Raw genomic sequence first — 25,130 nt, 5'->3', positions numbered from 1 at the left:
CAGATTTTGCGTTCAATAGAGACAGGCCCGGGGCGGCGATCACCCCGTTTTCCGGGACCGATAATAAGGAGGGGAGTGGTTATGAGGACGGCATTCTGGCTGGCGGGCGCAGCGGCGCTGGTGCTGGCGAGCCCGGCATTCGCCGGCGACACCATCAAGATCGGTTTCGTTTCGACCTTCAGCGGCCCGACCGCCGTGATCGGCAACGATATGCGCAACTCCTTCGAGCTCGCGCTGGATCACATGGGCCGCAAGATGGACGGCAAGCCGGTCGAGGTCATCTACGAGGATGACGGGCAGAAGCCCGATGTCGGCAAGCAGAAGACCGAGAAGCTGGTGCAGTCCGACAAGGTCGATTTCATCGTCGGCTACATCTGGTCGAACGTGCTGCTGGCCTCGCTGAAGACCGCGGTCGATTCGCAGACCTTCCTGATCTCGGCCAACGCCGGCCCGTCGCAGCTCGCCGGCGAACTCTGTTCGCCTTACGTGTTCTCGACCTCCTGGCAGAACGACCAGACGCCGCAGGCTATGGGCCTCTACATGAACCAGAAAGGCGTCAAGAGCGTGTTCCTGATCGGGCCGAACTACGCGGCCGGCAAGGACATGCTCGCGGGCCTGAAGAACACGTTCAAGGGCGAGATCAAGGGCGAGGAATACACGGTGTGGCCGAGCCAGCTCGATTTCTCAGCCGAACTCTCCAAGGCGCGCGCCTCGGGCGCGGAGTCGATCTTCGTTTTCTATCCGGGCGCCGCCGGCGTGCAGTTCCTCAATCAATATGCGCAGGCCGGCCTGAAGAGCACGATGCCGCTCTACACCGCCTTCACGGTGGACGAGCTCTCGCTGCCGCTGCAGAAGGAGAACGCGCTCGGCGTGCCCGGCGCGCAGGAATGGGTCAACGACCTCCCGAACGAGCAGAACAAGCGCTTCGTCGCCGACTACCGCAAGAAATATCCCGGCCTGCGCCCGACCTATTACGGCGCGCAATCCTATGACGCCGCCCAGCTCATCAACAGCGCGGTGGTCGCGGTGAAGGGCGACACCAGCAAGAAGGACGCAATGAAGGCCGAGATGGAGAAGGCCAACTTCAAGTCGCTGCGCGGCGCGTTCAAATACGGCAAGAACCACATCCCGGTGCAGAGCTTCTATCTCCAGGACGTCGTGAAGGACGCCGAAGGCCAGCTCTCGCTGAAGACGGTCGCGACCATCGTGGAGAACGACCAGGATCGTTTCCACGACAAGTGCAAGATGAAGTAGCTACAAGCGACGTTGCCCCTTCTCCCCTTGTGGGAGAAGGTGGCGCGAAGCGCCGGATGAGGGGTATCTCTCCGCAGATTCCCTGCGAGAGTTGATCGCACGGATAGAGACCCCTCACCCGTCTCGCCGCTTTGCGGCGAGCCACCCTCTCCCACAAGGGGCGAGGGGAAGAAGTGCCTACACCCTTGGCATGCTCGCGGGCCGCACTTCGCGGGCCTGGGCTGCGAGCCTGATCCCGGCATTGGCCGCACCGAACCCCTGATAATCCCTGCGCTCGACGATCTCGAAGAAGAACCGCTCGTCGAAAATGTGGGTGTAGACCTGGAAGAACTCGCCGTCGCCCTCGCGGTCGTAGAGGATGTGGTTGGCGCGCAGCTGCGCCATCAGCTCGGGCGCGAGGTCGTATTTGGCTTCGATGTCGTCGTAGTAATTGTCGGGGATATCCAGGAAATCCGCGCCGCGCTTGCGCATCTCCGCGACCGTCGCAAAAATGTCCCGGCACGAGAATGCGACGTGCTGCACGCCCGAGCCGAAGAACTCCGAGATGAAGCGTGCCGGCAACGTCCGGTTGGCGGAGGAGCCGTTGAGCACGAAGCGCAGGCTCTGGTCGGCGTTGATGATGGCCTGGCTCTGCACCAGGCCTCGGGGATCGGCGATCTCCATCTGCGGCAGGCGCTTGAGGTCGAGGATGCCGGTGTAGAACAACAGCCAGGACAGCATCTCGTCATAGGGCATCGACTGCGCGATGTGATCGACGGCGAGCAGCGCGTCCGCGCCTTTGTCGCTCGCAACAGGCTCGAAATCCGTGTCCCAGTTCTTGCCGGCCTGGTCGAGGAAATACAGCAGGCTGCCGCCGACGCCGTGGATCGCCGGGATTTCGAGCTCGCCCGGCCCGACCGGCTGGTAGAAGGTGCGCGCCTTCAACATCTCCGCACGCTGCATGGCAAGGCCGGCATTGTCGACATCGAGCGCAATCGCGCAGACGCCGGGGCCGTGCGTCACATAATGCGAATGCGCAAAGCCGTCGGTTTCGCTGTTGATGACGAGCTCGACCTTGCCCTGCGACCAGCGCTCCACCGCCTTGCTGCGATGCGCGCCGGACTTGCGGAAGCCGAGCTGCGCCAACAGGCGGGCGAGCTCGCTGGCCTTGGTCTCGTTGACGGCAAACTCGATGAACCCGGTGCCGCGGCTCTTCGCTTTCGGTGCCAGCGGTTCGGCGGCGAATCTCGGCCAATCCGGCGCAAGCTGGTCCTCCAGCAGGATCAGCGAGCGCAGGCCGTCGAGCGCGGTCTGCGCGGCCGAGCCGGCGCGGAACTGGTCGTTGAAGATCTCCAGTGACAGCGGCCCGGCATAGCCGGTCGCCGCGATCGCCGCCATGAACTCACCGACCGGCAGATCGCCCTGGCCGGGGAAGGAGCGGAAATGCCGGCTCCACGACAGGATATCGAGCTCGAGCTTTGGTGCATCGGCAAGCTGCACCAGAAAAATCTTGTCGCCGGGAATCGAGGCCATCGCGCGGGTCGGAAGGCCCGGCGCCAGCGCGTGGAAGCTGTCGAGGATGATTCCGATCGCGGGATGATCGGCGCGGCGCACGATCTCCCAGGCGTCGCGATAGTCGTTGACATGACGTCCCCAGGCCAAGGCCTCGTAGCCGACGCGCAAGCCTCGACTGGCGGCGCGCTCGCCCAGCTCGCGAAAATCGTCGGCGGCGCGATCGATGCCGCCGAGCGAGGCGGGCGAGACGTTGGAGCAGATCAGCAGCAAATCGGTGCCGAGCTCCTGCATCAGATCGAACTTGCGCTCCGCGCGGGCAAAATTGCGTGCGCGCTGCGGCTCCGGCATGCCCTCGAAATCGCGGAACGGCTGAAACGCGCAGATCCCAAGATTGAGATCCTTGCAGAGCTTCGCGATGTCGCGCGGGCCGGCGCCGAACGACAGCAAATCGTTCTCGAAGATCTCGACCCCGTCGAAGCCGGCGGACGCGATGGCGCGGAGCTTCTCGTCGAGAGCGCCGGAGAGGGAGACGGTTGCGATCGAGCGCTTGTTCATGTTGCCTGCTCCATGATCCGCCCCGGTGAGACTTTTCGGCCCGTGCGTGCCGCTTCGCTGACGGCTTCGACGACGGCGAGTGTCGCTGTCGCATCCTCGACCGAAATCAGAGGCCGTTCGCGGCCTGCGATCACCGCCAGGAAATGCCGGAGCTGTTCAACGAGTGGATCGTAAGTGGAGAGTGCGACGGGCTCGCGAACCAGCGGCACGTGCCAGCCGGGATCTTGCGGGTAGGACCACAGCTCCATATTCGGCACCGACAGTGAGCCGCGCGTGCCGGCGAAGACGTAGCAGGGCTGATCCTGCTTCGGGTATGCCGCGTTCTCGCCCGAGGTCAGCTCCCAGCTCCACGGCGCCGGCGTCGCATCCGAAACGGTCATGGTTCCGAGCGCCCCATTGGCGAAGCGCAGCAGCAGCCCGGCGGTGTCCTCGACGGCAAAGCCGCGCACCATGTTCGACGTCAGTGCCTGCACCTCGGCGATCTCGCCGCAGATGAAGCGGAGATTGTCGATGTCGTGGATCAGATTGATCAGCAGCGGCCCGCCGCCGTGCTCGCGCCGCCAGGCGATCTCGAAGTAATCGTCGGGCTTCTTCAGCAGCCACAGCCCGGCCACGGCCGTGAGCTGGCCGAGCTTGCCGGCTGCGATGGCCTCGCGGGCGGCCTTGATGATGGAATTGTGGCGGCGATGATGGCCGACCAGCATCGGCACGCCGCTGCGCTTCACCGCCTCGCAGAGCCGACGTGCCGCTGCGACGCTGTCGGTGACCGGCTTCTCGATAAGCGCGGGCACGCCGGCCTCTGCGCAGTCGAGCGCCATCGGAAGATGCAGCGCGTTGGGCGAGGCGATGATCAGGCCGTCGGGCTTTTCCTGCTCCAGCAATGCGCGATGATCGGCGTGCCAGGGTGCGTTGCGTGCTTGCGCGAATTCCTTGGCCGCAGGCGAGGGGTCGGCAATGCCGGCCAGCACGCAGTCCGCCGAGGTCGCGATCAGTTCGGCATGGCGGCGGCCGATCAGGCCGGCGCCGGCGACGGCGATGCGCATTCGCGCACTCATGCCGCGCTCTCCTCCATGGCTCCCCCGAGAAAGAGCTGGCCGATGCGGGGATCGTTCAGGATGCGCTTGGCGTCGTCAACCATGCGGGTCTGGCCGAGCTCGAGCACGATGCCGATGTCGGAGATCTCCAGCGCCGAGCGCGCGTTCTGCTCGATCATCAGGATGGTGACGCCGCGGTCGCGCAGGCTCTTGATGATGTCGAAGGTCTGCTGCACCATCAGCGGCGACAGGCCGATCGAGGGCTCGTCGATCAGCACCAGTTTTGGCTCGAGCAGCAGCGAGCGGGCGATCTCGAGCTGCTTCTGCTCGCCGCCGGACAGCGTGGAGGCCTGCTGCGTCGACTTCCGCCGCAGCGCCGGGAACAGGTCAAGCGCGGCCTCGATCCGCGCGGGCAGGTCGAGGCCCTTGCCGGCGGCCACGCCGCCGAGCTCGATATTGTGGCGCACCGACAGCTCGGGGAAGATGTTGCGGCCCTGCGGCACATAGCAGATGCCGGCATTGAGCAGCGCGCGCTGGCTCAAATTGGTGACGTCGCGGCCGGCAAAGCTGATCTTGCCCTCGCGCAGCTTCAACAGGCCGAAGATCGCCTTGAACACGGTGGACTTGCCGGCGCCGTTGGGACCGATGATCGTGGTGATCGTGGCCTCCGGCACGGCAAAGGTCGTGCCGTTCAAGATCGTCATCTTGCCGTAGCCGCCGACGAGATTGTGAACCGAGAGGATTGGCTCGCTCATGGTCGGCTCCTTCAATGACCCAAATAGGCTTCGATCACGGCGGGGTTCTTGCGCACCTCGTCCGGCCGCCCCATCGCCAGCACCCTGCCTTCCGCCATCACCATCACGCGCGAGCACAGCGACATCACGAACTCCATGTTGTGCTCGATCACGACGAAGGTGGCGTTCTTCTCGCGGTTGATTGCGACCAGGCGGTCCTTCAGGTCGGCCAGCATCGACGGGTTGACGCCGCCCGCGGGCTCGTCGAGCAGCACCAGGCGCGGGCCGCCCATGAAGGCCATGGCGGCGTCGAGCAGCTTCTGCTGGCCATAGGATAATCCGCCGGCCGGCTCGTCGGCGAGATGATCGAGCTTGAAGAAGCCGATCATCTGGTTGGCAGTCTCGGTCAACCCGGCATCGGAGCGGCCGACCAGGCGCGAGGCCATGTTGCCCTGGTGCTCCTGGCCCGCGAGGATCAGGTTCTCGCGGACCGAGAGCTTTGGAAACACCTGCAGCAGCTGGAAGGTGCGGCTGACCCCGAGCTTGTTGAGCTCGGAGGGGCGGAGGCCCGTGACGAGCTTGCCGTCGAGCTTGACCTCGCCGCCTGACGGGGTGAGCTGGCCGAGGATGCAGTTGAACAGCGTGGACTTGCCGCAGCCGTTCGGACCGATCAGGCCAAGGATCTCGCCCTCGCGCACGTCGAAGGAGACGCCGTCGACGGCGCTGATGCCGCCAAAGTTCTTCTTGATATCGGTGACTTCGAGGACCGCACTCATTGCACCGTCTCCAGGCGGGATTTTGCGACGGCGCGCAGCGCGGAGGCAGCCTTGGTGCGGCGCTCGGCGAGATAGCGGTCGAGGATTCCCAGAATGCCGGTCGGCGACCAGATCAGGAGGAGCATCACCGCCACCGCGTAGAGCATCAGATAATAGCCTTCGGTGAAGCGCAGCCATTCCGGCAGCAGCACCGCGATCATCGCGCCGAGGAACGGGCCGAAATAGAAGCCCGCGCCGCCGACGATCACCATCATCAGAAGGTCGAGCGAGAGCGACAGGTTGAAGGGCACGGGATCGATGTATTGCGTGAGCGGCGCATAGAGTGCGCCGGCGATGCCGCCGAGCGCCGAGCCGATCGCGAATGCCATCAGCGTGTAGCGGCGGGTGTCGATGCCGAGCGATTGTGCGCGCAGCGGGTTCTCGCGTAGCGCCATGAAGGCGCCGCCCCAGGGCGAGCGAATCAGCCACCACACCGCCAGCGACACGATCGCGAGCGAGCCGAGGCAGACGTAGTAGAACGGCAGCGGCTTGTTGGTCGCGAAACCGAAGATATGCGGACGCGGGATGTTGGAGATGCCATAGATGCCGCCAGTGAGCCAGCTCTCGTTGCGGAACACCAGGAAGGCGAGGGTGGAGAAGGCCAGGGTGACGAAGGCGAGGTAGTGATGCTGCACGCGCAGCGCGGGATAACCGAGCACCCAGCCGACCGCGAAGCTGAGCACGATGGCGACGACGATCGCCGCCGGCAGCGGCCAGCCATGGGTGGTCATGATCGCCGCTGCATAGGCACCGATGCCGACGAAGGCGCCCTGCGCCAGCGAGACCTGGCCGGCATAGCCGAGCGTGAGGTTGAGGCCCATCGCAGCGATGGTCATCACCGCCCATTGGCTCAGGATGAACAGGCCGTAGCGGTTGAAGTTCATGGGAACGATGATCAGGCCGGCGATGACGATCAGGCCGAGCGCGATCTTCAGGGGGTTGCCGAAGCTGATCATACCGTGCGCTCCTCGGCGCGGCCGAGCAGTCCTTGCGGCCGGAACAGGATGACGGCGATCAGGAAGATCATTGGCACGGCGGCGCGGTACTGCGTCGAGATATAGGCGGCCGCGAGATTGTCGAGCACGCCGATCAAGAGGCCGCCGGCGATCGCGCCGCGGACCTGGTTGAAGCCGCCGACGATCGCCGCGATGAAGGCGGCCTGGCCCAGCACCTCGCCGGACGAGAATTTTGCGAGGTAGATTGGTGTGATCAAAAGCGAAGCCAGTGCGACCAGGAAGGCGTTGATTAGGAAGGTCAGCAGGATCATGCGCTCGACCGGCACGCCGATGATGCGTGCCACCGTCGGGTTCTGCGCCGCCGCCTGCATCTGGTGGCCGAGCGAGGTGCGATTGAGCAGTGCAGTCAGGCCGAACACCGCAACGATGGCGACGACGAGCACGCCGATGCTTTGCAGCGATACCGCGTGGCCGAGGATGGAGATGTCACCGGTCGGCACGATCGACGGGAAGGGCGAGGCCTCGGCGCTGAAGAACTGTTTGACGGCCTCCTTGAGGCCGATCGCCAGCGCCATCGTCGCAATCGCCAGCGGCAGCACGCCGTGGCGCATCATCGGGTCGACCAGCAGCAGCTTGAAGCCGAGTCCGAGCAGGATCATCGACAAGAGGATGCCGAGGATGATCGCGAGCCAGAACGGCGCGCCGGCATGCATCGCCGCCAGCATCAGGAACGCCGGCAGCATCACGAACTCGCCTTGCGCGAAATTGATGGTCTGCGAGGTCTGCCACAGCAGCGTGAAGCCGACCGCGACCAGCGCATAGATCGCGCCGGTGGCCAGTCCCGCGACCAGAAGATCGAACAGATTGGACATTTTCTCCCCTCGTGTCCCTCGCTCTGTCTTCCCCCTCTCCCCGCTTGCGGGGAGAGGGTTGGGGTGAGGGGGAGTCTCCGCGGGGTCGCTGACAGTCGGACTCGCGGAGGCTCCCCCTCACCCGGATCGCATCTACGATGCGATCCGACCTCTCCCCGCAAGCGGGGAGAGGTGAAAGACCACGTTCCTCACTTCACCTTGGGCAGCACCTGCTTCACCACCTGCTTGCCTTCGACCACCTCGACCAGAAAACTCTGGCGGTCGATGTCGCCGGTGTCGCTGAAGGTGACGTCCATCAGGATGCCCGGCTCGTCCGCGGCCTTGATGGTGAGACCGTGCAGCGTCTCGGCAAACTTCTTCGGGTCGACCTTGCCCATCTTCTCGGTGGTGGCTTTCACCATGTAGACGGCGAGATAGCCCTTCAGGCCGTTATGGTCGGGCACGTAATTGTACTTCTTGGAAAATTTCTCGCGGAACGCCTTGATCAGGTCGACCGGGGCATCGGTGGTGAGGCCGACATGGCCGCGTGCGCCGTTGGCGGCGTCGCCGGCGAGCTCGATCACCTTCTGGCCGATCAGCGTGGTCTCGCCCATCAGCGGCGCGGTGACGCCCTGGCGCTTCAGCTCCTTCAGGATGCGCGCGCTCTCCTCCTCGTTCAGGTAGACGAACACGGCGTCCGGATTGGCAGCCTTGATCTTGCCGACGTCGGCGGCGAAGTCGGCCTGGCCCGCCTCGGTCGAGAGGTCGGCGACCACCTTGGAGCCGAGCCGGTCGAGCTCCTTGACGACGACGTCGCGGCCGCCGCGGCCGAAGTCGTTGTTGACCCAGACCACAGCGACCGTCTTCGCCTTCATCTCGTCATGGATGTATTTCGCGACCTTCGGCATCGAGGATTGCTGGCCGAACGAGGTGCGGAACAGGAACTTGTTTCCAGCCTGCGTCAATTCGGCGGCTTCGCCGCCCATGATCTGCGCGATGCCCGCTTCGGCGGCGAGCGGCGCGGTGACCTTGACCGAGCCGGAGTAGCCGGGCCCGAGCAGCACATAGGGCTCGGCGTCGAGCGCCTTCTGCACCTGGGCGCGGGCGACGCCGGGGTTGGATTGCGAGTCGGCATGGCTGACTTCCAGCTTGCGGCCGAGCACGCCGCCCTTGGCGTTGATCTCCTCGATGGCGAGGTCGATGCCGTTCTTCCAGTTGGTGCCGACGGTGGCGCCGCCGCCCGAGAGCTCGGCGACGTTGGCGAGCTTGATGGCCTGGGCGTGGACGCTGGTTGCAGTCGCGAAGGCAAGCAGGGCGCCTGCCAGCAGGGTCGATTTCATGGTTTCTCCTCCCATTTTTCGTCGAAAGTGTCCGCGGCCTTGTGTCGGCCGCTTCGGTTTACGCTGCGTGGTAGGCCGAGCTTCGTGCCGCCATCACCTCGTCGAATGCCTCTCCCATGACCTCGGTCGATGGGGCAAGGCCCGTGAACAGTTCGAAAGCGTCGGCAGCCTGGTAGATCGCGAGCTCCCGCCCGGTCATGATCCGCGCGTCCTTGGCTTGTGCCGCCGCCAGCAGCGGCGTGATCAAGGGCGAATAGACGGCATCCGCCACCCAGAGCTTTTCATGCAGCAAATCGGCGGTGACCGGCATGCCCCGGTTCGGCAGCATGCCGACCGGCGTGCCGTTGACGAGACCGGTTGCGCCGCCCAGCGCATCCTCGACGCTTGCGGCGATCCTCGCTCCACCACGTGGTGCAAGCAGGGAGACGAGCGCCGCGGCGCGCGCCGGCTCGCTGTCGAAAATGCGGATGTCGGACACTTTCAGGCTCGCCAGCGCAAACGCGATCGCCTTGCCGACGCCGCCGGCGCCGATCACCGCAACGGCATTCCCCGTGGGCGCCAGCAGCGGCGCCACCGCGCGGGCAAAGCCCGTGGTGTCGGTGTTGTGGCCGGTCAGGCGGCCGTCCCTGACGACGACGGTGTTGACCGCGCCCATGCTGGCTGCGCCCGGCGCCAGCTCGTCGAGCAGCGGGACCACTGCCTCCTTGTAGGGGTAGGTGACGTTGACGCCGGCAAAGCCGAGCCGCCGCACGCCCTCGAGCATCATGCGAAGCCCGGCCGCATCGGCGCCGGCGACCTCGATGAGCTGGTAGTGGCCGCGCAGGCCAAGCGCCTCGGCAGCGCGCTCATGCATGGCGGGGGACGCGGAATGTGCGATCGGCGCGCCGATCAGGCCGGTGAGGAGCTTCTTGCTGGCGGCGTATCCGCGCTTGGACATGGTTCGCTATCGTCTCAAAGGGAGCGTTCGGTCCCGGCCATTAGCGGGGAAATCCCGCAAGTCCAAGGGCAGTTCCAGGTGCGACGATAGCCTTTCCCTCGCCTAACACAATTACCCTTTTATCCGGCAAACCTAACATGATGTTATTTCTTCCGTCCGCGCGCGCCGCCGGCCTTGCCGTTGCCGCGGGACGGCTCGACCGCGCGCATCTCGGCGCGCAGCGATTCGATGAAAGACTCGGCATGGAGCGACAGCGGCGCGCCGCGCTTGACCGCGATGTAAGTGTCGAACCGCGTCGGCTCGGTGATCTTCAGAAGCTCGATCCCGGGATAGCCGCCGTGAGCCACCGTGAACTGGTCGATGATGGCGATGCCGAGGCCCGCCTTCACCAGCGCGCAGACCGTGGTGCCGAAGCGCGCGCGGATGGTGATGTTGTAGGCGAGACGGTTGCGCGCAAAGATCTCGGCCATGATCCGGCCGTAGGGATCGTTGGGATCGATGCCGATCAGCGGATAGCGGGTGATCTCGGCGGCCGAGACCTGCTTGCGGCCGGCGAGCTCATGCCCCGGCGGCACGATGCAGTACAGCTCGCCCGAGGCCAGCGGCATGAAGTCGAGCCCGGAATGCTCCAGCCGGTAGCTCATCGCCACGCACTCGCCGCGGCCGAGCATGAGATAGTCGATGGCCTCCTCGAGCTTGAGGATGTTGATGTCGATGCCGAGATCGGGATAGCGGCGCCGGACGCGCTCGATCGCGCGCGGCACCATCACCTGCGAGATGCTCGGCACCGAGCCGATGCGCAGCTCCGACAGGCCGCCGCGGCCGATCTTGGAGATGATCTCGGAGAGATCGTCGACCTTCTTGTAGACGCCGTTGATCTGCTCGAAGATGTTCTCGGCTTCCGGCGTCGGGAAGTAACGCCCGTTCTGGCGCTGGAAGAAGCGGATGCCGAGCGAGCGCTCGGTGTATTTGACGAGGCGGCTGATCCCCGGCGCAGAGACGTTGAGCAGCTTCGCCGCACCGCCGATGGTGCCCGTCACCATCACGGCACGGATCACTTCAACCTGGCGCAGCGTCATCATGTTCTTGGCACCCGAGAGAGGATCGCGGCGGCGATCATCTCACGAGAGCCGCGATGTCATCCAGCGGCAAGTGTGTGGATGTGGATGGGCAGGGAAGTCGCTCTCGTGTCCCGGATGCGCTGCAGCGTGAAACGCTGCTGCGCAGAGCCGGGACCCAGAAAGTCAGAGGGTAAGCTGCGGATAGGTGGGCCCGCCTCTCCAGCGCATCGTCAAGGAGACGCTGCGCTGCGGCCGGGGCACGAGAGCCCGGCCGGGCTCGCCAGCTTCTCCAATAAGAGTAACTTCGCTGTCAGACTGTTTTCTAAAATCGGCCCATTCGAATGGAAGGGGCTGCATCGTTGCGCGACCTGTCTCGTCGGCGTCGTCTAGCGCAGCCGCGTTCTAGCTCGCCGGCTCTTCCGGCAATACGCTCTCGGCCAGCTCCTCGCGCTCGCCTTCCAGCACCGCGCGCGCGAACTCGATGATCTTCTGCTTGTTTGCCGTTTCGCGGACGGCGAAAAACACGCGGTTCAATTCCAGGCCGAGCACGCTGTTGAGGGCGATGTCCTCGTCTTCCATCGTGGTGTTCCCGCTTCCGTCGCTCAGGTGTATCGTGACGTCAATTCTGCCACAAGTAGTTTAAATCTTCAGGGCGGATGAGCACCGGGAAACTACGGCCGCAGCGAATTGAGGCAGTCCCCAAATACGTGCTATACGGAACGGCGAGAGTCAGGAAACGCACTGATGTCCGCCGTGGATTATGGCCGGGAGGCGCTCGACTTCATTGAAGGCTTGGGGACCTATCGCAAGGTGCCCGATGCCATGAATGCGCTCGAGACGGCGTTCGGTCGCTTCGGCTTCGAAACCATCATCGTGACGGGATTGCCCAATCCCGACCAGCGGTTTGCGCAGATGGTGCTTGCCAAGCGCTGGCCGGCGGGCTGGTTCAGCCTCTACACGCAGAACAATTACGACCGCTTCGATCCGGTGGTGCGGCTGTGCCGGCAATCGGTCAATCCGTTCGAATGGTCGGAAGCACCTTATGACGCCGAACTCGAGCCGAACGCGGCCGAGGTGATGAACCGCGCCACCGATTTTCGGATGTCGCGGGGCTTCATCGTGCCGATCCACGGGCTCACCGGCTATGAAGCCGCGGTGTCGCTTGGCGGCGTTCATCTCGACCTCAATCCGCGCAGCAAGCCGGCACTGCATCTGATGGCGATGTATGGCTTCGACCACATTCGCCGTCTGCTCGAGCCGGCGCCTTATCCCTCGACGCGCCTCACCCCGCGCGAGCGCGAGGTGATCTCCTGGGCCTCGCAGGGCAAGTCGGCCTGGGAGATCGGTGAGATCCTGCACATCACGCAGCGCACCGCGGAAGAGCATCTTGCAACTGCCGCGCGCAAGCTCGGTGCCGTCAACCGCACGCATGCGGTGGCGCTGGCGATTCGGAACAAGATCATCAATCCGTAAGCGCCGTACTGGGAAATTTCCCAATATCGAATCCGGCTCTTTTGGCAGAGTCTGCCCCCATTGAGGATGATTGGGGGTTTTCATGATTCACGCCATTTCTGCGGTAAATCGTCACCTTTATGAAGACGTGATCGAGCAGCATTTCCGGTTGCGCCACGATATCTTCGTCGAGGAGCGGCGCTGGGAGACGCTGCGCAGGCCGGATTGCCGCGAGATCGATTCCTATGACGACGAGGATACCGTCTATCTGCTTGCGCTGGAGGGGCGGCGCGTCATCGGTGGCCACCGGCTCTACCCGACGACCAAGCCCTCGATGATGAGCGAGGTGTTCCCGCATCTGGCGTCGGTGCGCGGCTGCCCCGCGGATCCGCTGGTCTGGGAATGGTCGCGCTACTTCGTCGTGCGTGATCGCCGCGACGGCGCGCTCAACCTGCAACTGATGGCGGCGGTGCAGGAGTTCTGCCTCAATCAGGGGATCGCGCAGGTCAGCGCGATCATGGAGACCTGGTGGCTGCCGCGCTTTCACGAGGCCGGCTTCATGGTGACCCCGCTGGGCCTGCCCGCTCTGGTGGAGAATGCATGGACCATGGCGGCGACCATCGACATTCGTCGCGAGACCCTCGATGCCCTGCACGATCGTATCGGCATGACCTCGGTCGTGCGCCAGGACGGCCCGCGTCTGGACGCCGTCGCCCGTGCCAACCTCTGCGGCTCTGCTGCCGCGCAACGAAAGAGCGCCTGAGATGTCGAACATGATGCGGGACAGCCAGATCATGGCGCAGATCAGGGACGATGATCTCGGCTACATGTCGGACATGGCGCTCGAGCTGGCGCAGATGGCGGAAGACACCGGATTGACGACGCTCGCCTATCTGTTCCGGATGGCGGCGCTGGAGGCCTCGACGGCCAACAGCGTGCTCGCCGAACCGGACGATCTTCCCCGGCAGATGACGTCGCACTAGGACGCAATCCTTCCTTACATTCTGACGAAGTCGCACCCTCTCGCCGGCCCGCCGGCGAGAGGGTCATCGTTTGGGTGCGGCAGGTTGCCCCAGCCGGCACGGCAGCTTTCTTGCAGGAGCGTCTCGACCGCATGCATCGGCATGCAACAAAGTGCATGTTTGGTGTCGAATCGCTCTTGCCTCGGAACGATACTGCCATTACCCATTTTTCCGCCTTGAACAGGCAGGGGGAGCTCTTTCACTGATGGCGAACGTGTTCGAACATCGGCGCGACACCGCGTGCGCCTGAAAGAGTCTTGATGCTGCTCGTCGTCGAACAGTTCTTGAACGGATTGCAGTTCGGCCTGCTGCTGTTCCTGCTCGCCGCCGGCCTGACGCTGGTGTTCGGGATCATGGATCTCGTCAACCTGGCGCACGGCTCGCTCTACATGATGGGCGCCTATTTCGCCGCGACCTTCGCGGCGTGGACCGGCAGCTTCCTGCTCGGGGCGCTGATGGCGCTGGGGGCCACGCTGGTGCTCGGCATCGTGCTGGAGATGAGCGCGCTACGGCATCTCTATGGCCGCGACCATCTCGACCACGTGCTGGCGACCTTCGGCCTGATCCTGTTCTTCAACGAAGCCGTGCGGCTGATCTGGGGCCCGGCCGGCCTTGCGCTGCCGCTGCCGGCCTGGCTCACCGTGCCGGTGCCGATCCTGCCGGGTATTCACTATCCCGCCTATCGGCTCGCCATCATCGTGGTGGCGCTGCTGGTGGCGCTGCTGCTCTATCTCGGCGTGATGCGCACCCGCATCGGCATGCTGATCCGCGCCGGCGCCTCCAACCGTGAGATGATCGGCGCGCTCGGCATCAACATCAAGCTGCTCTACACGCTGGTGTTCGGCCTGGGCGCCGCGCTCGCCGGCCTTGCCGGCCTGATGCAGGCGCCGATCCTCACTGTGCAGATCGGCATGGGCGAGAACATCCTGATCCTCGCTTTCGTCATCATCGTGATCGGCGGCATCGGCTCGATCCGCGGCGCGTTCCTGGCCGCGATCTTCGTCGGCATGATCGACACGCTCGGCCGCGCCTTCCTGCCCAATCTGCTGCGACAGGTGCTGAGCGGCGCCGCTGCCTCCACCGCCGCGCCCGCGCTGTCCTCCATGCTGATCTACCTGCTGATGGCGATCGTGCTGGTGGTACGGCCGGAGGGGCTGTTTCCGGCCAACCGTCGATGAAGTCTTTCACTGTGAGCAAGGCCGTCACGGCCCTGATGCTGGCGGGCCTCCTGCTGCTGCCGCTCTATTCGCAGCTCTCCGGCAACATCTTCATCCTGACGCTGTTCACCCGCATCATCATCCTGGCGCTGGCGGCCGCGAGCCTCAACCTCATCATGGGTTTTGGCGGCATGATGAGCTTTGGCCATGCCGCCTACCTCGGCATCGGCGGCTATGCCGTCGGCATGCTGGCGCAGGAAGGCGTCGGCAGCGGCTTCATCCAGTTTCCGGTCGCGCTCGCGGCGTCCGCGCTCTATGCGCTCGTGATCGGCGCGCTCTCGTTGCGCACCCGCGGCGTCTATTTCATCATGATCACGCTCGCCTTCGCTCAGATGGCCTATTACGTCGCCTCGGGGCTGGCGCGCTACGGCGGCGATGACGGCCTCACCGTCTACAAGCGCAGCGACTTCTCCGGGCTGGTCAACCTGTCGAACCGCACGCAGTTCTATTATCTCTGCCTCGCCTGCCTCCTCGGCGTCATCTTCCTGATCTGGCGCATCGTCAATTCGCGCTTCGGCCTCGTCGTGCAGGGCCTGCGCTCCAACGAGCAGCGCATGCAGGCGATCGGCTTCCCGGCAAAGCGCTACAAGCTCGTCTGCTTCGTCATTTCAGGGACCATGTGCGGCCTCGCCGGCGCGCTGCTCGCCAACAACACCGATTTCGTCAGCCCGGCCGTGATGTACTGGACGCGCTCCGGCGACCTGATGGTGATGGTGATTCTCGGCGGCATGGGCACGCTGTTCGGCCCGATCATGGGCGCGGTGGTGTTCCTGCTGCTGGAGGAATTCCTGTCGCAGATCACCGAATATTGGGCTCTGATCATGGGCCCGCTGCTGCTGCTGATCGTGCTGTTCGGCCGTGGCGGCATCATGGGCATGCTGGGGAGGGCCGGCCGTGGCTGAACCCCTGCTTCGCGTCGAAAAGCTGGTGCGTCGCTTCGGCGGCATCGTTGCGACGGATAACGTCTCGCTCGACGTCGCCGCGGGCGAGCTGCACGCCATCATCGGCCCGAACGGCGCCGGCAAGACCACGCTGATCAGCCAGCTCACCGGGCATCTCGAGCCGCATTCCGGCAGCGTCTCGCTGGCGGGGCGCGACATCACGTACCTGCCGGCCTATCGCCGCTGCGCGCTGGGTCTGGCGCGTTCGTTCCAGATCACCTCGCTGCTGCTCGATTTCACCGCCGCGGACAATGTCGCGCTGGCGGCGCAAGCCCATGCCGGCACCTCGTTCCGCTTCTTTGCCAATGCGCGCAAGGAGCGATCCTTGCGCGATGCCGCGCATGCGGCGCTCGATCGCGTCGGGCTGTTGCATCGCGCCGACGTCGTGGTGAACAGGCTCAGCCATGGCGAGCGGCGCGAGCTCGAACTCGCGGTCGCGCTCGCGAGCAAGCCCAAGCTGCTGCTGCTCGACGAGCCGATGGCCGGCTTGGGTGTCACCGAATCCCAGCGCATGGTGAAGCTGCTCCAGGAGCTGCGCAAGGAGGTCTCGATCGTTCTGGTCGAGCACGACATGCCGGCGGTGTTCGCGCTCGCCGACCGCATCACGGTGCTGGTCTATGGCCGCGTCATCGCCTCGGGCGATCCGGCCGCGATCCGTGCCAACGAGGACGTCAAGCGCGCCTATCTCGGGGACCAGCACGTGGTGACGCATCATGGCTGACACGCTGCTCGAGGTTGACGGCATCGAGACCTGCTATGGCCTCTCCCAGGTGCTGTTCGGCCTGTCGCTGTCGATCAAGCCCGGCGAGATGGTCTCGCTGATGGGCCGCAACGGCATGGGCAAGACCACGACCATCCGCTCCATCATGGGCCTGACGCCGGCGCGATCAGGCAGCATTCGTTTCGCGGGCGCCGAGGTCAGGCAGCTTCCCTCATACAGGATCGCAAAGCTCGGCGTCGGCCTGGTTCCTGAGGGACGCCAGATCTTCCCGAACCTCACCGTGCGCGAGAATCTGGTCGCGGCCGCCGCCGACCGCTTCAGCAGCCCCAATCCTTGGACGCTGGCCGCGATCTACGTGCTGTTCCCGCGCCTTGCTGAACGCGCGTCCAACATGGGCAACCAGCTCTCGGGCGGCGAGCAGCAGATGCTCGCGATCGGCCGCGCGCTGATGACCAATCCAAAGCTCCTGATCCTGGACGAAGCGACCGAGGGCCTCGCGCCGCTGATCCGCGAAGAAATCTGGCACTGCCTGTCGCTGCTCAAGAGCCGCGGACAGTCGATCCTGGTCGTCGACAAGAATGTCGACCACCTCGCCCGCATCTGCGACCGCCACACCATCATCGAGCGCGGCAGGACGGTGTGGAGCGGCACCTCCGATCAGCTGATGGCGGAACCGGATCTCCAGCACAAATATCTCGGCATCTGACGCGCGTTGCTGCCGACCGCGCGTAATGCGCAAGATTCCCTTCGAGCAAATCCAGTTTCGAATCCCTCCAAACCGCGCGCAGAGCTCTTGAGCGCGCCGCCGCCAGCGGTCAAACAAGCCGCGGCGTAAGCGGATTCGATGCGGGACTTCTACGATCAAATTGTCGGACGGCCTCAAGACGACATCGGTTCCGCACAGCCCGGCGCTTCGACAGCGCGATGGCTGGAGTTTCCGGGCTGCGTGTTTGTCAGAGGCGAGTTTCGAGCCGATGCCGGGGGCTCTGCCATCGCAGCCCCGGGCCTGTTCATCTCGGTCTCCGTTGATGGTGACGCAGGACGCGGCATTCTGACGCGCAGCACTGGCTGCGAAGGGCAGATGACGGCAATTGCCGTGCGCGAAACCTGCGCAGCGGAACGCGCGGTTCACTCCGGCGAGCGTTCCGCGATCGGCCTGGCGTTTCCCCAAACCTCGATCGATGGACTCGGACTCGGCGATGAGTTTCGGGCGCTGTTTGCGAACGACTTCTCGGGCGCAGCGATCGTCTCTCTGAGAGCGTCTGCGCGCATACAGGCGGTCGCCGCAGAAATGTTTTCGCCGCCGGTCACCGGCAACGCGGCGCAATTGCTGCTGTCAGCGCATGCCGCCGAGATCGTGGTCCACGCCTTGTTCGGCGAGCGCGGCCGGATTGCGACCGATCCGACCACCGATCTGCAGTGGACGCGGCTGCAATCGGTGAAGCAGCGGATGGACGCCGATCTCGCCTATCCCTGGAGCATCGACGAACTGGCGCGGAACGCGGGGCTGAGCCGCAGGTCCTTCAACCAGAAATTCCGGATGGCATATGGCCAGAGCGCGATCGACTATCTCAGGGCTCAGCGGCTCGATGCCGCACGTGCCTTTTTGATTCACCAGCGCTTGTCCGTCACCGAAGCGGCCTATCGGGTCGGCTATGCCCATCCGGCGAATTTCGCGACGGCCTTCCGCAGGCGCTTCGGCCATTCGCCGAGCCGCTATCAGTAAACTCGAAAGCCTCCACGTGGGATCAAAGGTGATTTGCGCGCGCGCAAAGGCGGCGATCGCTTTGATCTGGTTACACCCGGGTTGTTGAACACGGAACTCGGGGGATACGATGAGGCGGAACGACGGGCAGACGCTCGGCTGGGAACGAATGGTGAGAACTGGTCTGGGAGCGGCCGGTTTGGGAGCGGTCCTGCACGCGACGCCCTCGGCGGCACAGGTCTCCGGAACCAATTCGCCTTCGACGGCCGGCACATTGCCTCCGGTCACGGTGGAGGCACCGAGCCAGGCGCGTCCGCGTGCCCAATCTGCCCAGCGCGCCTCACAATCGCAGCGCGGCCGCGTCGCGATCCCGCGCAATGCCGGGTCCGGACAAGCCAATAACCCGGGTACGCGCGAGGCGGGTAGCGGTCGCGCCAACGCGGCGAGCGAGAACAGCTATGTCGCAAGCAGCAGCTCGGCGGGCACGAAGACGAACACCCCGCTGCTCGAGACGCCGCAGTCGATCTCGGTCGTGACCCGCAAGGAGCTCAACGACCGCGCGGTGCAGACGCTGACGGAAGCGGTCGGCTATGAGCCGGGCGTCCGCATCGATGCCTCCGGCTACGATCCGCGCTTCGACGCCATCTCGATCCGCGGCTTCGACATCACCTATAACGGCGTCTATCTCGACGGCCTGCGCCTCGTCGGCGCCGGTCTCGGCGTGTTCAAGACCGAGCCTTATGGCGTTGACAGCATCACCGTGGTGCGCGGGCCGAGCTCGGCCCTCTACGGTCTCGGCTCGCCCGGCGGATTGATCGACCTGCAGAGCAAGCTGCCGACCAGCCAGCCGTTCCACGAGGTGCAGACGGTGTTCGGCGACCGGGAGCGCGTTCAGGGCAATTTCGATCTCTCGGGTCCGGTCGATCCCAACGGCCAATTTTCCTATCGGTTGACCGGCGTCGTGCGCGACGCCGACGTGTTCGTGCCCGGCGGCAAGGACAATCGTATCTACGTCGCTCCCGCCGTCACCTGGAAGCCGGACCAATCGACGACCCTCACCATTCTCGGCGCCTACCAGAAATCGAAGACGCCGGGGTCCATGTTCACCTATTCCACGGGCGCCGGCACGACGACGGACATCTTTACCGGCAGCCCGTCCTACAATTCGCTCGACCAGGAGCAGGGCCGCGTCGGCTATCTGTTCGAGCACGCGTTCAACAACGCCGTGACCGTTCGCCAGAAATTCCGCTATGTCGACGTCGATGCGGTCACGCGCTATGTCGGCTTTCTCGGCGCTCCCGTCGGCAATGTCGTCTCACGCTATACCGGCTACGTCCACGATACGCTGCAATCGGCCATCATGGACAATCAGGTCGAGGCAAAACTCTCGACCGGCCCGGTGCAGCACACGCTCCTGGTCGGCACCGACTACACGGCATCGAAATTCAACGACAAGCAGGGATTCGGCTTCGGGGTTTCCCCTCTCAATCTGGCCGCGCCGGTCTACGCGCCGGAATCCATTCCCGATCCCGCGATCTCGTCCTCGACGCAGCAGCGGCAGACCCAGTCCGGCGTGTACATCCAGGACCAGGCCAAGCTCGACCACTGGATCCTGACGCTGAGCGGCCGCAGCGACTGGGTTCGCACCACGGGCGAGGATCAGTTCGCGCTGACCCGCCAGCAGCAGTCCGAACAGGCCTATAGCGGGCGCGCCGGGCTGACCTATGTGTTCGATTCCGGAGTTGCGCCTTACGTCGCCTATTCAACCTCGTTCTTTCCCAATCTCGGCGTCGATCCCACAGGCGCCTTCTTCAAGCCCACCACCGGCAAGCAGACCGAGATCGGCGTCAAATATCAGCCGCAGGGGACGAGGAGCTTCATCACTGCTGCGGTGTTCGACCTGACCCAGAGCGGGGGCCTGGTCACGACCGGGACCGGCGTCACGGTCCAGCGCGGCGAGATTCAAAGCCGCGGCTTCGAATTGCAGGCGCTGGCGAGCCTCGGCGGTGGTTTCGACATCACCTCGTCCTACACCTATCTCGACATGGTCACCAAGCAGGCCGGCGACAGCGCGCAGATCGGCAAGTTTCCGTCGGGCAATCCTCCGCACACCGCGACGCTGTGGGGCAACTATGCCCTGCCGCTGGCCGGCCCGTTTGCGGGACTGAGCATCGGTGGCGGCGTGCGTTACATGTCCTGGAGCTATGGCGACGATCTGAACACGTTCAAGAACAGCTCGGTGACCCTGGTCGATGCTGCGCTGAAATATGATTTCGGCCAGGCGGCGAAGGAGCTGAAGGGCCTTCAGTTCCAGGTCAACGCCAAGAACCTCTTCAATCTGCACTACACCACGTGCCAGGTCGGATATTGCTACCGCGGTGCCCCGCTGACCGTCATCGCAACGCTCGGCTACCGCTGGTGAGTATGGCGATGGTGAAGACCGGGGCCGGCTGCCGATCCTACCAATAGATCCCGTGGCGATGCAGCGCACGGACGATTTGGGCGTCGGTGGACAGCTGACGCCGCTTCGGCTTGGTCGTTCCGGCCGTGCTTGCCGGCGGCGTAGATTGCGTGGTTGGTGCCACCGTGGCCGCCGGTGCCGTTGCTGAGGTTGGTGCGGTGGTCGCAGTCTGGACATTTGCCGGCTGCGACGGCGCCTGGGTGGTTTGCGGCGAGACCGTTGCCGCCGTGGCGGGTTGCTCGATCGCCTGCTGGCTGGAATTGCTCGCTGCGAGACTGAGGCTCCGCGACCCACCCGCATAGGCCTGGCTTGTGAGCAGAGACACCGTTGCGATCAGGATCAGCTTGCGCATGGAAACGCTCCTAATCTGGTCAATCCGTCTTACCTATCGCGCATCCATTGAGTTCAGCGCGCCAGATGATGCCGACCGATGTTGATCAAGGTTGCCCGGCACGACAGGCGGTAGATCAGGCTGAATAACTGGTCCCACATGATCGAACTCCACTGTTGATCACATGCAGGAATCCTAGCGCAGGAGTCTTTCAGTGGGTTTTCGCGGGGATGGAAAATGGCTTCGTCCGGCAGCGGTGCGATGTCGTCGGAACCGGCGCGACGAAGCCGCTTCACACGGCCGTGAGCCGTTACTCTCTTGAGGAATCCGCGGGGCAGGGCGTCAAAACACCTCGAAATATTCACGGTGCTCCCAGTCGGTCACTTCTGACAGGAAGCGGTCGATCTCGGCGTTCTTGATGTGGGTGTAATAGTCGACGAACTCCGGCCCGAGCTTGTCGCGGAAGAACGGATCGTCCTTCAGTGCGCTGACTGCATCGCGCAGCGACTTCGGCAGCAGCGGCGCCTTGGTCTCGTAGGGCGTGTCGGCGGAGGGGCCGGGATCGAGCTTGCGGTCGACGCCGTCGAGGCCCGAGAGAATCTGCGAGGCCATGTAGAGATAGGGATTGGCGGCGGGCTCGCCGATGCGGTTCTCCAGGCGCGTTGCGGCATCATTGGCACCGCCGAGCACGCGGATCATCACGCCGCGATTGTCGCGGCCCCAGATCGCGCGGTCGGGCGCCAGCGAATAGGAGCGGTAGCGCTTGTAGCCGTTGATGGTCGGCGTGGTGAACACGGTCGAGGCGCGGGCGTGGTCGAGCAGGCCGCCAAGGTACGCCCGGCCAAACGCGCTGAGCGGCTCACTGCCGTCCTTGGCCATGAAGATGTTTTCGCCGCTGGCGCGCGAGACGATCGACTGGTGCAGGTGCCAGCCGCTCGCGAACACATTCGGCAGTTTCGGGCGGCACATGAAGGTGGCGTGATAGCCGTGCCGGCGCGTGATCTGCTTCACGGCGCTCCGAAACAGCACCATGTTGTCGGCGGGCTCCAGGCCCTTCTTCGGCGCGAAGGTGAACTCGCACTGGCTCGGCCCGAACTCGACCTCGACCGAGCGCAGGGGCAGCCCGAGCGCGACGATGTCGCGGCGCAGGATCTCCAGCACCGGCTCCATCTGATCGAAGCGTTGCTCGGTGAGATATTGATAGCCGTGGCTGAGCAGGCTCACCGACGGGGGCGTGCCCGGCTGGCCGGCGTCCTCGGGCCGCATATGCGCATCGTCGAGCCTGAAGATGTGGAATTCGACCTCGAGCCCGGCGACGAAATCGTGGCCGCGGCTGGCGAGCTGGTCGAGCACCTTGCGATAGAGCGAGCGCGTCGCGAACGGCACCGGGCGGCCGTCATTGAAGTAGAGGTCGCACAGCACCCAGCCCGTGGTCGGCGCCCACGGCAAGACGCGAAACGTCGTGGGGTCGGCGACCATCAGCACGTCGGCCGCGCCCTCCATCTCCTTCATGCCGAAGCCGCCGCCCGCGGTGAACACCGGGAATACCGTGCGGTGCGAAGTATCCTTGGCGAGCATGGTCGTTGTGATGGAGCAGCCGCTCTCCAGCGAGGCGATCGCCTCGGAGGCGATGATGGTCTTGCCGCGCAGGATGCCGTGCTGGTCGGGGAAGGCGAGCCGGATGACCTCGAGGTTCTTGTCCTCGACGAGACGGCGCATGCGCGACGCGGCGTCCCTCTGCTCATCCGACCACAGCGCATGACGCGCGACGAAAGTCACTTTGCTACTCCCTCAGCTGCCGTAGGGTGGGCAAAGCGGAGCGTGCCCACCGCGTCTATCGACCACACCGAAGCATGGTGGGCACGGCGCGTTGCGCTCTTGCCCACCCTACGGGTTCGGTGCACGAACGTCACTCCGCCGCCGTCAGCCGGTGCACGTTGTCCGCGATCTCCTTCGGCACCGGTGCGGCCCAGGGTGCGCCGCGGCGGCGCTTGACGTCGATCTCCATCCAGTAGAGCTCCCACCCCTGGGTCGGCCCGATGCCGTCCATGGTCGCCGGTCCCTGGATGCTGCGCGCGTTGGCCTCGTCCAGGAACAGCATCGGCTTCTCGCCGCCGCCGACCTTCTCGATCTCCTGTCGCAGCAGGCGGCGATATTGCACGATCGCCTTGTCGCTCGAGCCGAGATGCTCCTTGGTGCGGTCCTGGATCGCGCCCATCGATTCCACCGCCCACTGGTCGTGGACGTTGATGTCGGTGCCCATGCCGGTATAGGTCGCGGTCTGCTGCTCGTGCGGATCGAAGCCGTAATCGTTGCTGCGGTTCTTGCGCGATTTGTAGTCCGGCAGCTCATAGAGCTCGAGCCGCTGGTCGCGCATCTTCTGCTTGTCGACCGGGTTCGAATAGCTGGTGAAGATCGCGTACCAGTAGCAGTTCTCGTCGTCGACCGGCACATGCCACTGCGTGATCGTCATCTCCGTGCTCATGGGGATGACGAAGCCGTGCGGGAAGAGCTGGTTGGTGACGCGCACATGGGTGCGCTCCTCGTCGATCTCGCGCAGCGCGATCAGCCGCAGGCCGTATTCGGTGTGCTCGACATTGATGATCGGGCGGTCGTACTCGCGCAAGATCTTCGTCATCGGCAGATCAGACCCTGCAGATGCGCCGCGGAATTGCTTGCCGTAGGCGGTGGAGGTGTCCTCGTCCTCGAAGAAGCGATGCAGATAGGAGGCGTGCGCGGGATCGATGCCGACTTCGAGCGCCTGAAGCCAGTTGCAGGCCATGTGGCCCTTGAACGCAAAGGTGTGAGTATCAGGGGCGACGAAGCAATCGAGCTCCGGAAAAGCCGGCGGCTCACCCTCGCCGAGATAGGCCCAGAGGATGCCGCTCTTCTCGACCACGGGATAGGAGCGCTGGCGGATGTTCTGGCAGAGCTTCGAGTCCTTCGGCTCGGCCGGCGTCTCGATGCACTGGCCGGTGGCGTCGAACAGCCAGCCGTGGAAGGCGCAGCGCAGGCCGCCGTGCTCGAGCCGTCCGAACGCGAGGTCGGCGCCGCGATGCGCGCAGTGCCGGTCGATCAGGCCGTAGCGTCCGGTCTCGTCACGGAACAGCACCAGGTTCTCGCCGAGCAGCTTGACGGGACGGATCGGACGATCGCCTTCGAGCTCATCCACCAGCGCCGCCGGCTGCCAGTAGCTCCGCATCAGCTTTCCGCACGGATCCTTCGGACCGGTGCGGGTGATCAGGTCGTTCTGCTCCTGGCTCATCATGGCAGTAGCATCCCTCTGTGGAGTGGCGTTTGTTCGCCTATTGAACGAATGGGCGAATTATGACATGCCTTGGAGCAGCAGCAAGCACTATTTTGCAGGATTGTCCCGTCACCATGCCCAAACTGAAGCGGAGCGAGACCGACGAGCGCGCGACGGATTTCGTCGAAGCGCTCGATCGCGGCCTGCGCCTGCTGCAATGCTTCGGCACGACGGCCGGCCCGATGACGCTGAGCGATCTCGCCCGCGCCGCGGACCTGCCGCGCGCCACCGCCCGACGTATGCTGTTCACGCTCCAGCGCGGCGGTTTTGTCAGCGGCGATGGCAAGCTGTTCTCGCTGACGCCGCATGTGCTGACGCTGGCGGCATCTTACTTGCGGTCCAACCAGCTCGTCGCCATGATTCAGCCGCTGCTCGATCGCGTTGCGACCGCGGCGAACGAAATCTCCTCGCTCGCGGTGCTCGACGGCGATGACGTCGTGTTCATTGCCCGAAGCAGCCCGGCGCGCGTGTTCTCGGGCGGATTGGAGATCGGCTATCGCCTGCCGGCGTTCTGCACCTCGGTTGGTCGCGCCATGCTCGGCCAGCTCGACGATGCCGACCTTGCCGCACGCCTGAAGGCGATGACGCGCGAGGCGCTGACGCCGCAGACGGTGACCGATCCCAAGGCGCTGCTCGCGCGCATCGTCGCCGACCGCGCGCAGGGCTATTCACTGGTCGACCGCGAGGCCGAGCCGCATTTCCGCTCGATCTCGGTTCCGGTGCGCCGCTACGACGACGTGATCGTCGCCGCCATCAACATGGGCGCCCATGTCGATCGGCTGCCGGCGCAGGAATTGATCGGCCGTTTCCTGCCGCTGTTGCAGGAGGGCGCGGAGTCGGTGCGTTCGCAGCTGCTGTAAGCGTAGGGTGGGTTAGCCTTGGCGGCTGCGCGAAGCGCAGTCGCTTGGCGTAACCCACCACTTCTCGCGCCCCGAGACCTAA

Annotated in this window: 24 protein-coding genes; 11 read left to right on the top strand and 13 right to left on the bottom strand. The window is 64.8% G+C overall.

Annotated elements, in window-relative coordinates; genetic code table 11:
* Positions 1-81: 81 nt before the first annotated feature.
* Positions 82-1,254: an ABC transporter substrate-binding protein gene (locus tag XH81_RS09320; protein ID WP_026201746.1), complete on the top strand. Its 1,173-nt coding sequence runs from the start codon at positions 82-84 to the stop codon at positions 1,252-1,254.
* 177 nt (positions 1,255-1,431) lie between these two features.
* Here XH81_RS09320 and XH81_RS09315 read toward each other — a convergent pair whose 3' ends face one another.
* The 10 genes from XH81_RS09315 to XH81_RS09270 all read right to left on the bottom strand — a co-directional run bounded on the left by XH81_RS09315 (position 1,432) and on the right by XH81_RS09270 (position 11,610).
* Positions 1,432-3,303, bottom strand: a complete 1,872-nt coding sequence (locus XH81_RS09315; protein WP_028139744.1) for a bifunctional sugar phosphate isomerase/epimerase/4-hydroxyphenylpyruvate dioxygenase family protein — start codon at positions 3,301-3,303, stop codon at positions 1,432-1,434.
* On the bottom strand, positions 3,300-4,358 hold the full coding sequence (locus tag XH81_RS09310) for a Gfo/Idh/MocA family protein (protein WP_028139745.1): 1,059 nt from the start codon (positions 4,356-4,358) through the stop codon (positions 3,300-3,302). Before XH81_RS09310 ends, XH81_RS09315 begins: the two co-directional genes overlap by 4 nt.
* Positions 4,355-5,092, bottom strand: a complete 738-nt coding sequence (locus tag XH81_RS09305; RefSeq protein ID WP_028139746.1) for an ABC transporter ATP-binding protein — start codon at positions 5,090-5,092, stop codon at positions 4,355-4,357. The genes XH81_RS09310 and XH81_RS09305 overlap by 4 nt, the downstream gene beginning before the upstream one ends.
* A gap of 11 nt (positions 5,093-5,103) precedes the next feature.
* A complete protein-coding gene (locus XH81_RS09300; RefSeq protein ID WP_028139747.1) occupies positions 5,104-5,847 on the bottom strand; it encodes an ABC transporter ATP-binding protein in 744 nt (247 codons plus the stop codon).
* Entirely contained in the window at positions 5,844-6,842 is a 999-nt protein-coding gene (locus XH81_RS09295) for a branched-chain amino acid ABC transporter permease (RefSeq protein WP_028139748.1), read from the bottom strand. The genes XH81_RS09300 and XH81_RS09295 overlap by 4 nt, the downstream gene beginning before the upstream one ends.
* Positions 6,839-7,714 (bottom strand): branched-chain amino acid ABC transporter permease, encoded by an 876-nt coding sequence (locus tag XH81_RS09290; RefSeq protein ID WP_028139749.1) that lies wholly within the window; start codon positions 7,712-7,714, stop codon positions 6,839-6,841. Before XH81_RS09290 ends, XH81_RS09295 begins: the two co-directional genes overlap by 4 nt.
* 188 nt (positions 7,715-7,902) lie before the next feature.
* The gene (locus XH81_RS09285) at positions 7,903-9,033 is read right to left on the bottom strand and encodes an ABC transporter substrate-binding protein (protein ID WP_018316871.1); all 1,131 of its coding nucleotides are present in this window, start codon (positions 9,031-9,033) and stop codon (positions 7,903-7,905) included.
* 58 nt (positions 9,034-9,091) lie between these two features.
* Positions 9,092-9,970: a shikimate dehydrogenase gene (locus tag XH81_RS09280; protein WP_271596111.1), complete on the bottom strand. Its 879-nt coding sequence runs from the start codon at positions 9,968-9,970 to the stop codon at positions 9,092-9,094.
* Between the two features lie 143 nt (positions 9,971-10,113).
* Positions 10,114-11,052 (bottom strand): LysR family transcriptional regulator, encoded by a 939-nt coding sequence (locus XH81_RS09275; RefSeq protein ID WP_028139751.1) that lies wholly within the window; start codon positions 11,050-11,052, stop codon positions 10,114-10,116.
* A gap of 381 nt (positions 11,053-11,433) precedes the next feature.
* Complete coding sequence (locus XH81_RS09270; RefSeq protein ID WP_085968000.1) at positions 11,434-11,610, bottom strand: hypothetical protein; 177 nt, start codon at positions 11,608-11,610, stop codon at positions 11,434-11,436.
* A 165-nt stretch (positions 11,611-11,775) separates the two neighbouring features.
* Between XH81_RS09270 and XH81_RS09265 the strand changes: the two genes are divergently transcribed.
* From XH81_RS09265 to XH81_RS09225, 9 genes are all read left to right on the top strand, one after another.
* On the top strand, positions 11,776-12,504 hold the full coding sequence (locus tag XH81_RS09265; RefSeq protein ID WP_028139752.1) for a helix-turn-helix transcriptional regulator: 729 nt from the start codon (positions 11,776-11,778) through the stop codon (positions 12,502-12,504).
* A gap of 82 nt (positions 12,505-12,586) precedes the next feature.
* Positions 12,587-13,246: an acyl-homoserine-lactone synthase gene (locus tag XH81_RS09260; RefSeq protein ID WP_028139753.1), complete on the top strand. Its 660-nt coding sequence runs from the start codon at positions 12,587-12,589 to the stop codon at positions 13,244-13,246.
* A 1-nt stretch (position 13,247) separates the two neighbouring features.
* Positions 13,248-13,466, top strand: coding sequence for a hypothetical protein (locus tag XH81_RS09255; protein ID WP_028139754.1), 219 nt, complete (start codon positions 13,248-13,250; stop codon positions 13,464-13,466).
* Positions 13,467-13,765: 299 nt separating this feature from the next.
* Positions 13,766-14,683 (top strand): branched-chain amino acid ABC transporter permease, encoded by a 918-nt coding sequence (locus tag XH81_RS09250; RefSeq protein ID WP_028139755.1) that lies wholly within the window; start codon positions 13,766-13,768, stop codon positions 14,681-14,683.
* Positions 14,680-15,624: a branched-chain amino acid ABC transporter permease gene (locus XH81_RS09245; RefSeq protein ID WP_028139756.1), complete on the top strand. Its 945-nt coding sequence runs from the start codon at positions 14,680-14,682 to the stop codon at positions 15,622-15,624. The genes XH81_RS09250 and XH81_RS09245 overlap by 4 nt, the downstream gene beginning before the upstream one ends.
* Positions 15,617-16,384: an ABC transporter ATP-binding protein gene (locus XH81_RS09240; RefSeq protein ID WP_018316880.1), complete on the top strand. Its 768-nt coding sequence runs from the start codon at positions 15,617-15,619 to the stop codon at positions 16,382-16,384. The genes XH81_RS09245 and XH81_RS09240 overlap by 8 nt, the downstream gene beginning before the upstream one ends.
* Positions 16,377-17,090: an ABC transporter ATP-binding protein gene (locus XH81_RS09235; protein WP_028139757.1), complete on the top strand. Its 714-nt coding sequence runs from the start codon at positions 16,377-16,379 to the stop codon at positions 17,088-17,090. Before XH81_RS09240 ends, XH81_RS09235 begins: the two co-directional genes overlap by 8 nt.
* 375 nt (positions 17,091-17,465) lie before the next feature.
* Positions 17,466-18,110: an AraC family transcriptional regulator gene (locus tag XH81_RS09230; RefSeq protein ID WP_244626234.1), complete on the top strand. Its 645-nt coding sequence runs from the start codon at positions 17,466-17,468 to the stop codon at positions 18,108-18,110.
* Between the two features lie 109 nt (positions 18,111-18,219).
* A complete protein-coding gene (locus XH81_RS09225) occupies positions 18,220-20,511 on the top strand; it encodes a TonB-dependent siderophore receptor (RefSeq protein WP_028139759.1) in 2,292 nt (763 codons plus the stop codon).
* A 37-nt stretch (positions 20,512-20,548) separates the two neighbouring features.
* On the opposite strand, the gene XH81_RS09220 is transcribed toward XH81_RS09225, so the two are convergent.
* From XH81_RS09220 to XH81_RS09210, 3 genes are all read right to left on the bottom strand, one after another.
* A complete protein-coding gene (locus XH81_RS09220; protein WP_028139760.1) occupies positions 20,549-20,902 on the bottom strand; it encodes a hypothetical protein in 354 nt (117 codons plus the stop codon).
* 321 nt (positions 20,903-21,223) lie between these two features.
* Positions 21,224-22,660 (bottom strand): glutamine synthetase family protein, encoded by a 1,437-nt coding sequence (locus XH81_RS09215; RefSeq protein ID WP_028139761.1) that lies wholly within the window; start codon positions 22,658-22,660, stop codon positions 21,224-21,226.
* A 130-nt stretch (positions 22,661-22,790) separates the two neighbouring features.
* Positions 22,791-24,149, bottom strand: coding sequence for an aromatic ring-hydroxylating dioxygenase subunit alpha (locus XH81_RS09210; protein ID WP_271596110.1), 1,359 nt, complete (start codon positions 24,147-24,149; stop codon positions 22,791-22,793).
* Between the two features lie 113 nt (positions 24,150-24,262).
* On the opposite strand from XH81_RS09210, the gene XH81_RS09205 reads away from it, so the two are divergent.
* A complete protein-coding gene (locus XH81_RS09205) occupies positions 24,263-25,048 on the top strand; it encodes an IclR family transcriptional regulator domain-containing protein (protein WP_271596109.1) in 786 nt (261 codons plus the stop codon).
* Positions 25,049-25,130 lie beyond the last annotated feature (82 nt).

The sequence above is a fragment of the Bradyrhizobium sp. CCBAU 25360 genome (assembly GCF_028128695.1).
Taxonomy (GTDB): Bacteria; Pseudomonadota; Alphaproteobacteria; order Rhizobiales; family Xanthobacteraceae; genus Bradyrhizobium; species Bradyrhizobium ottawaense.
This window is presented reverse-complemented; position numbering and strand designations above follow the sequence as displayed.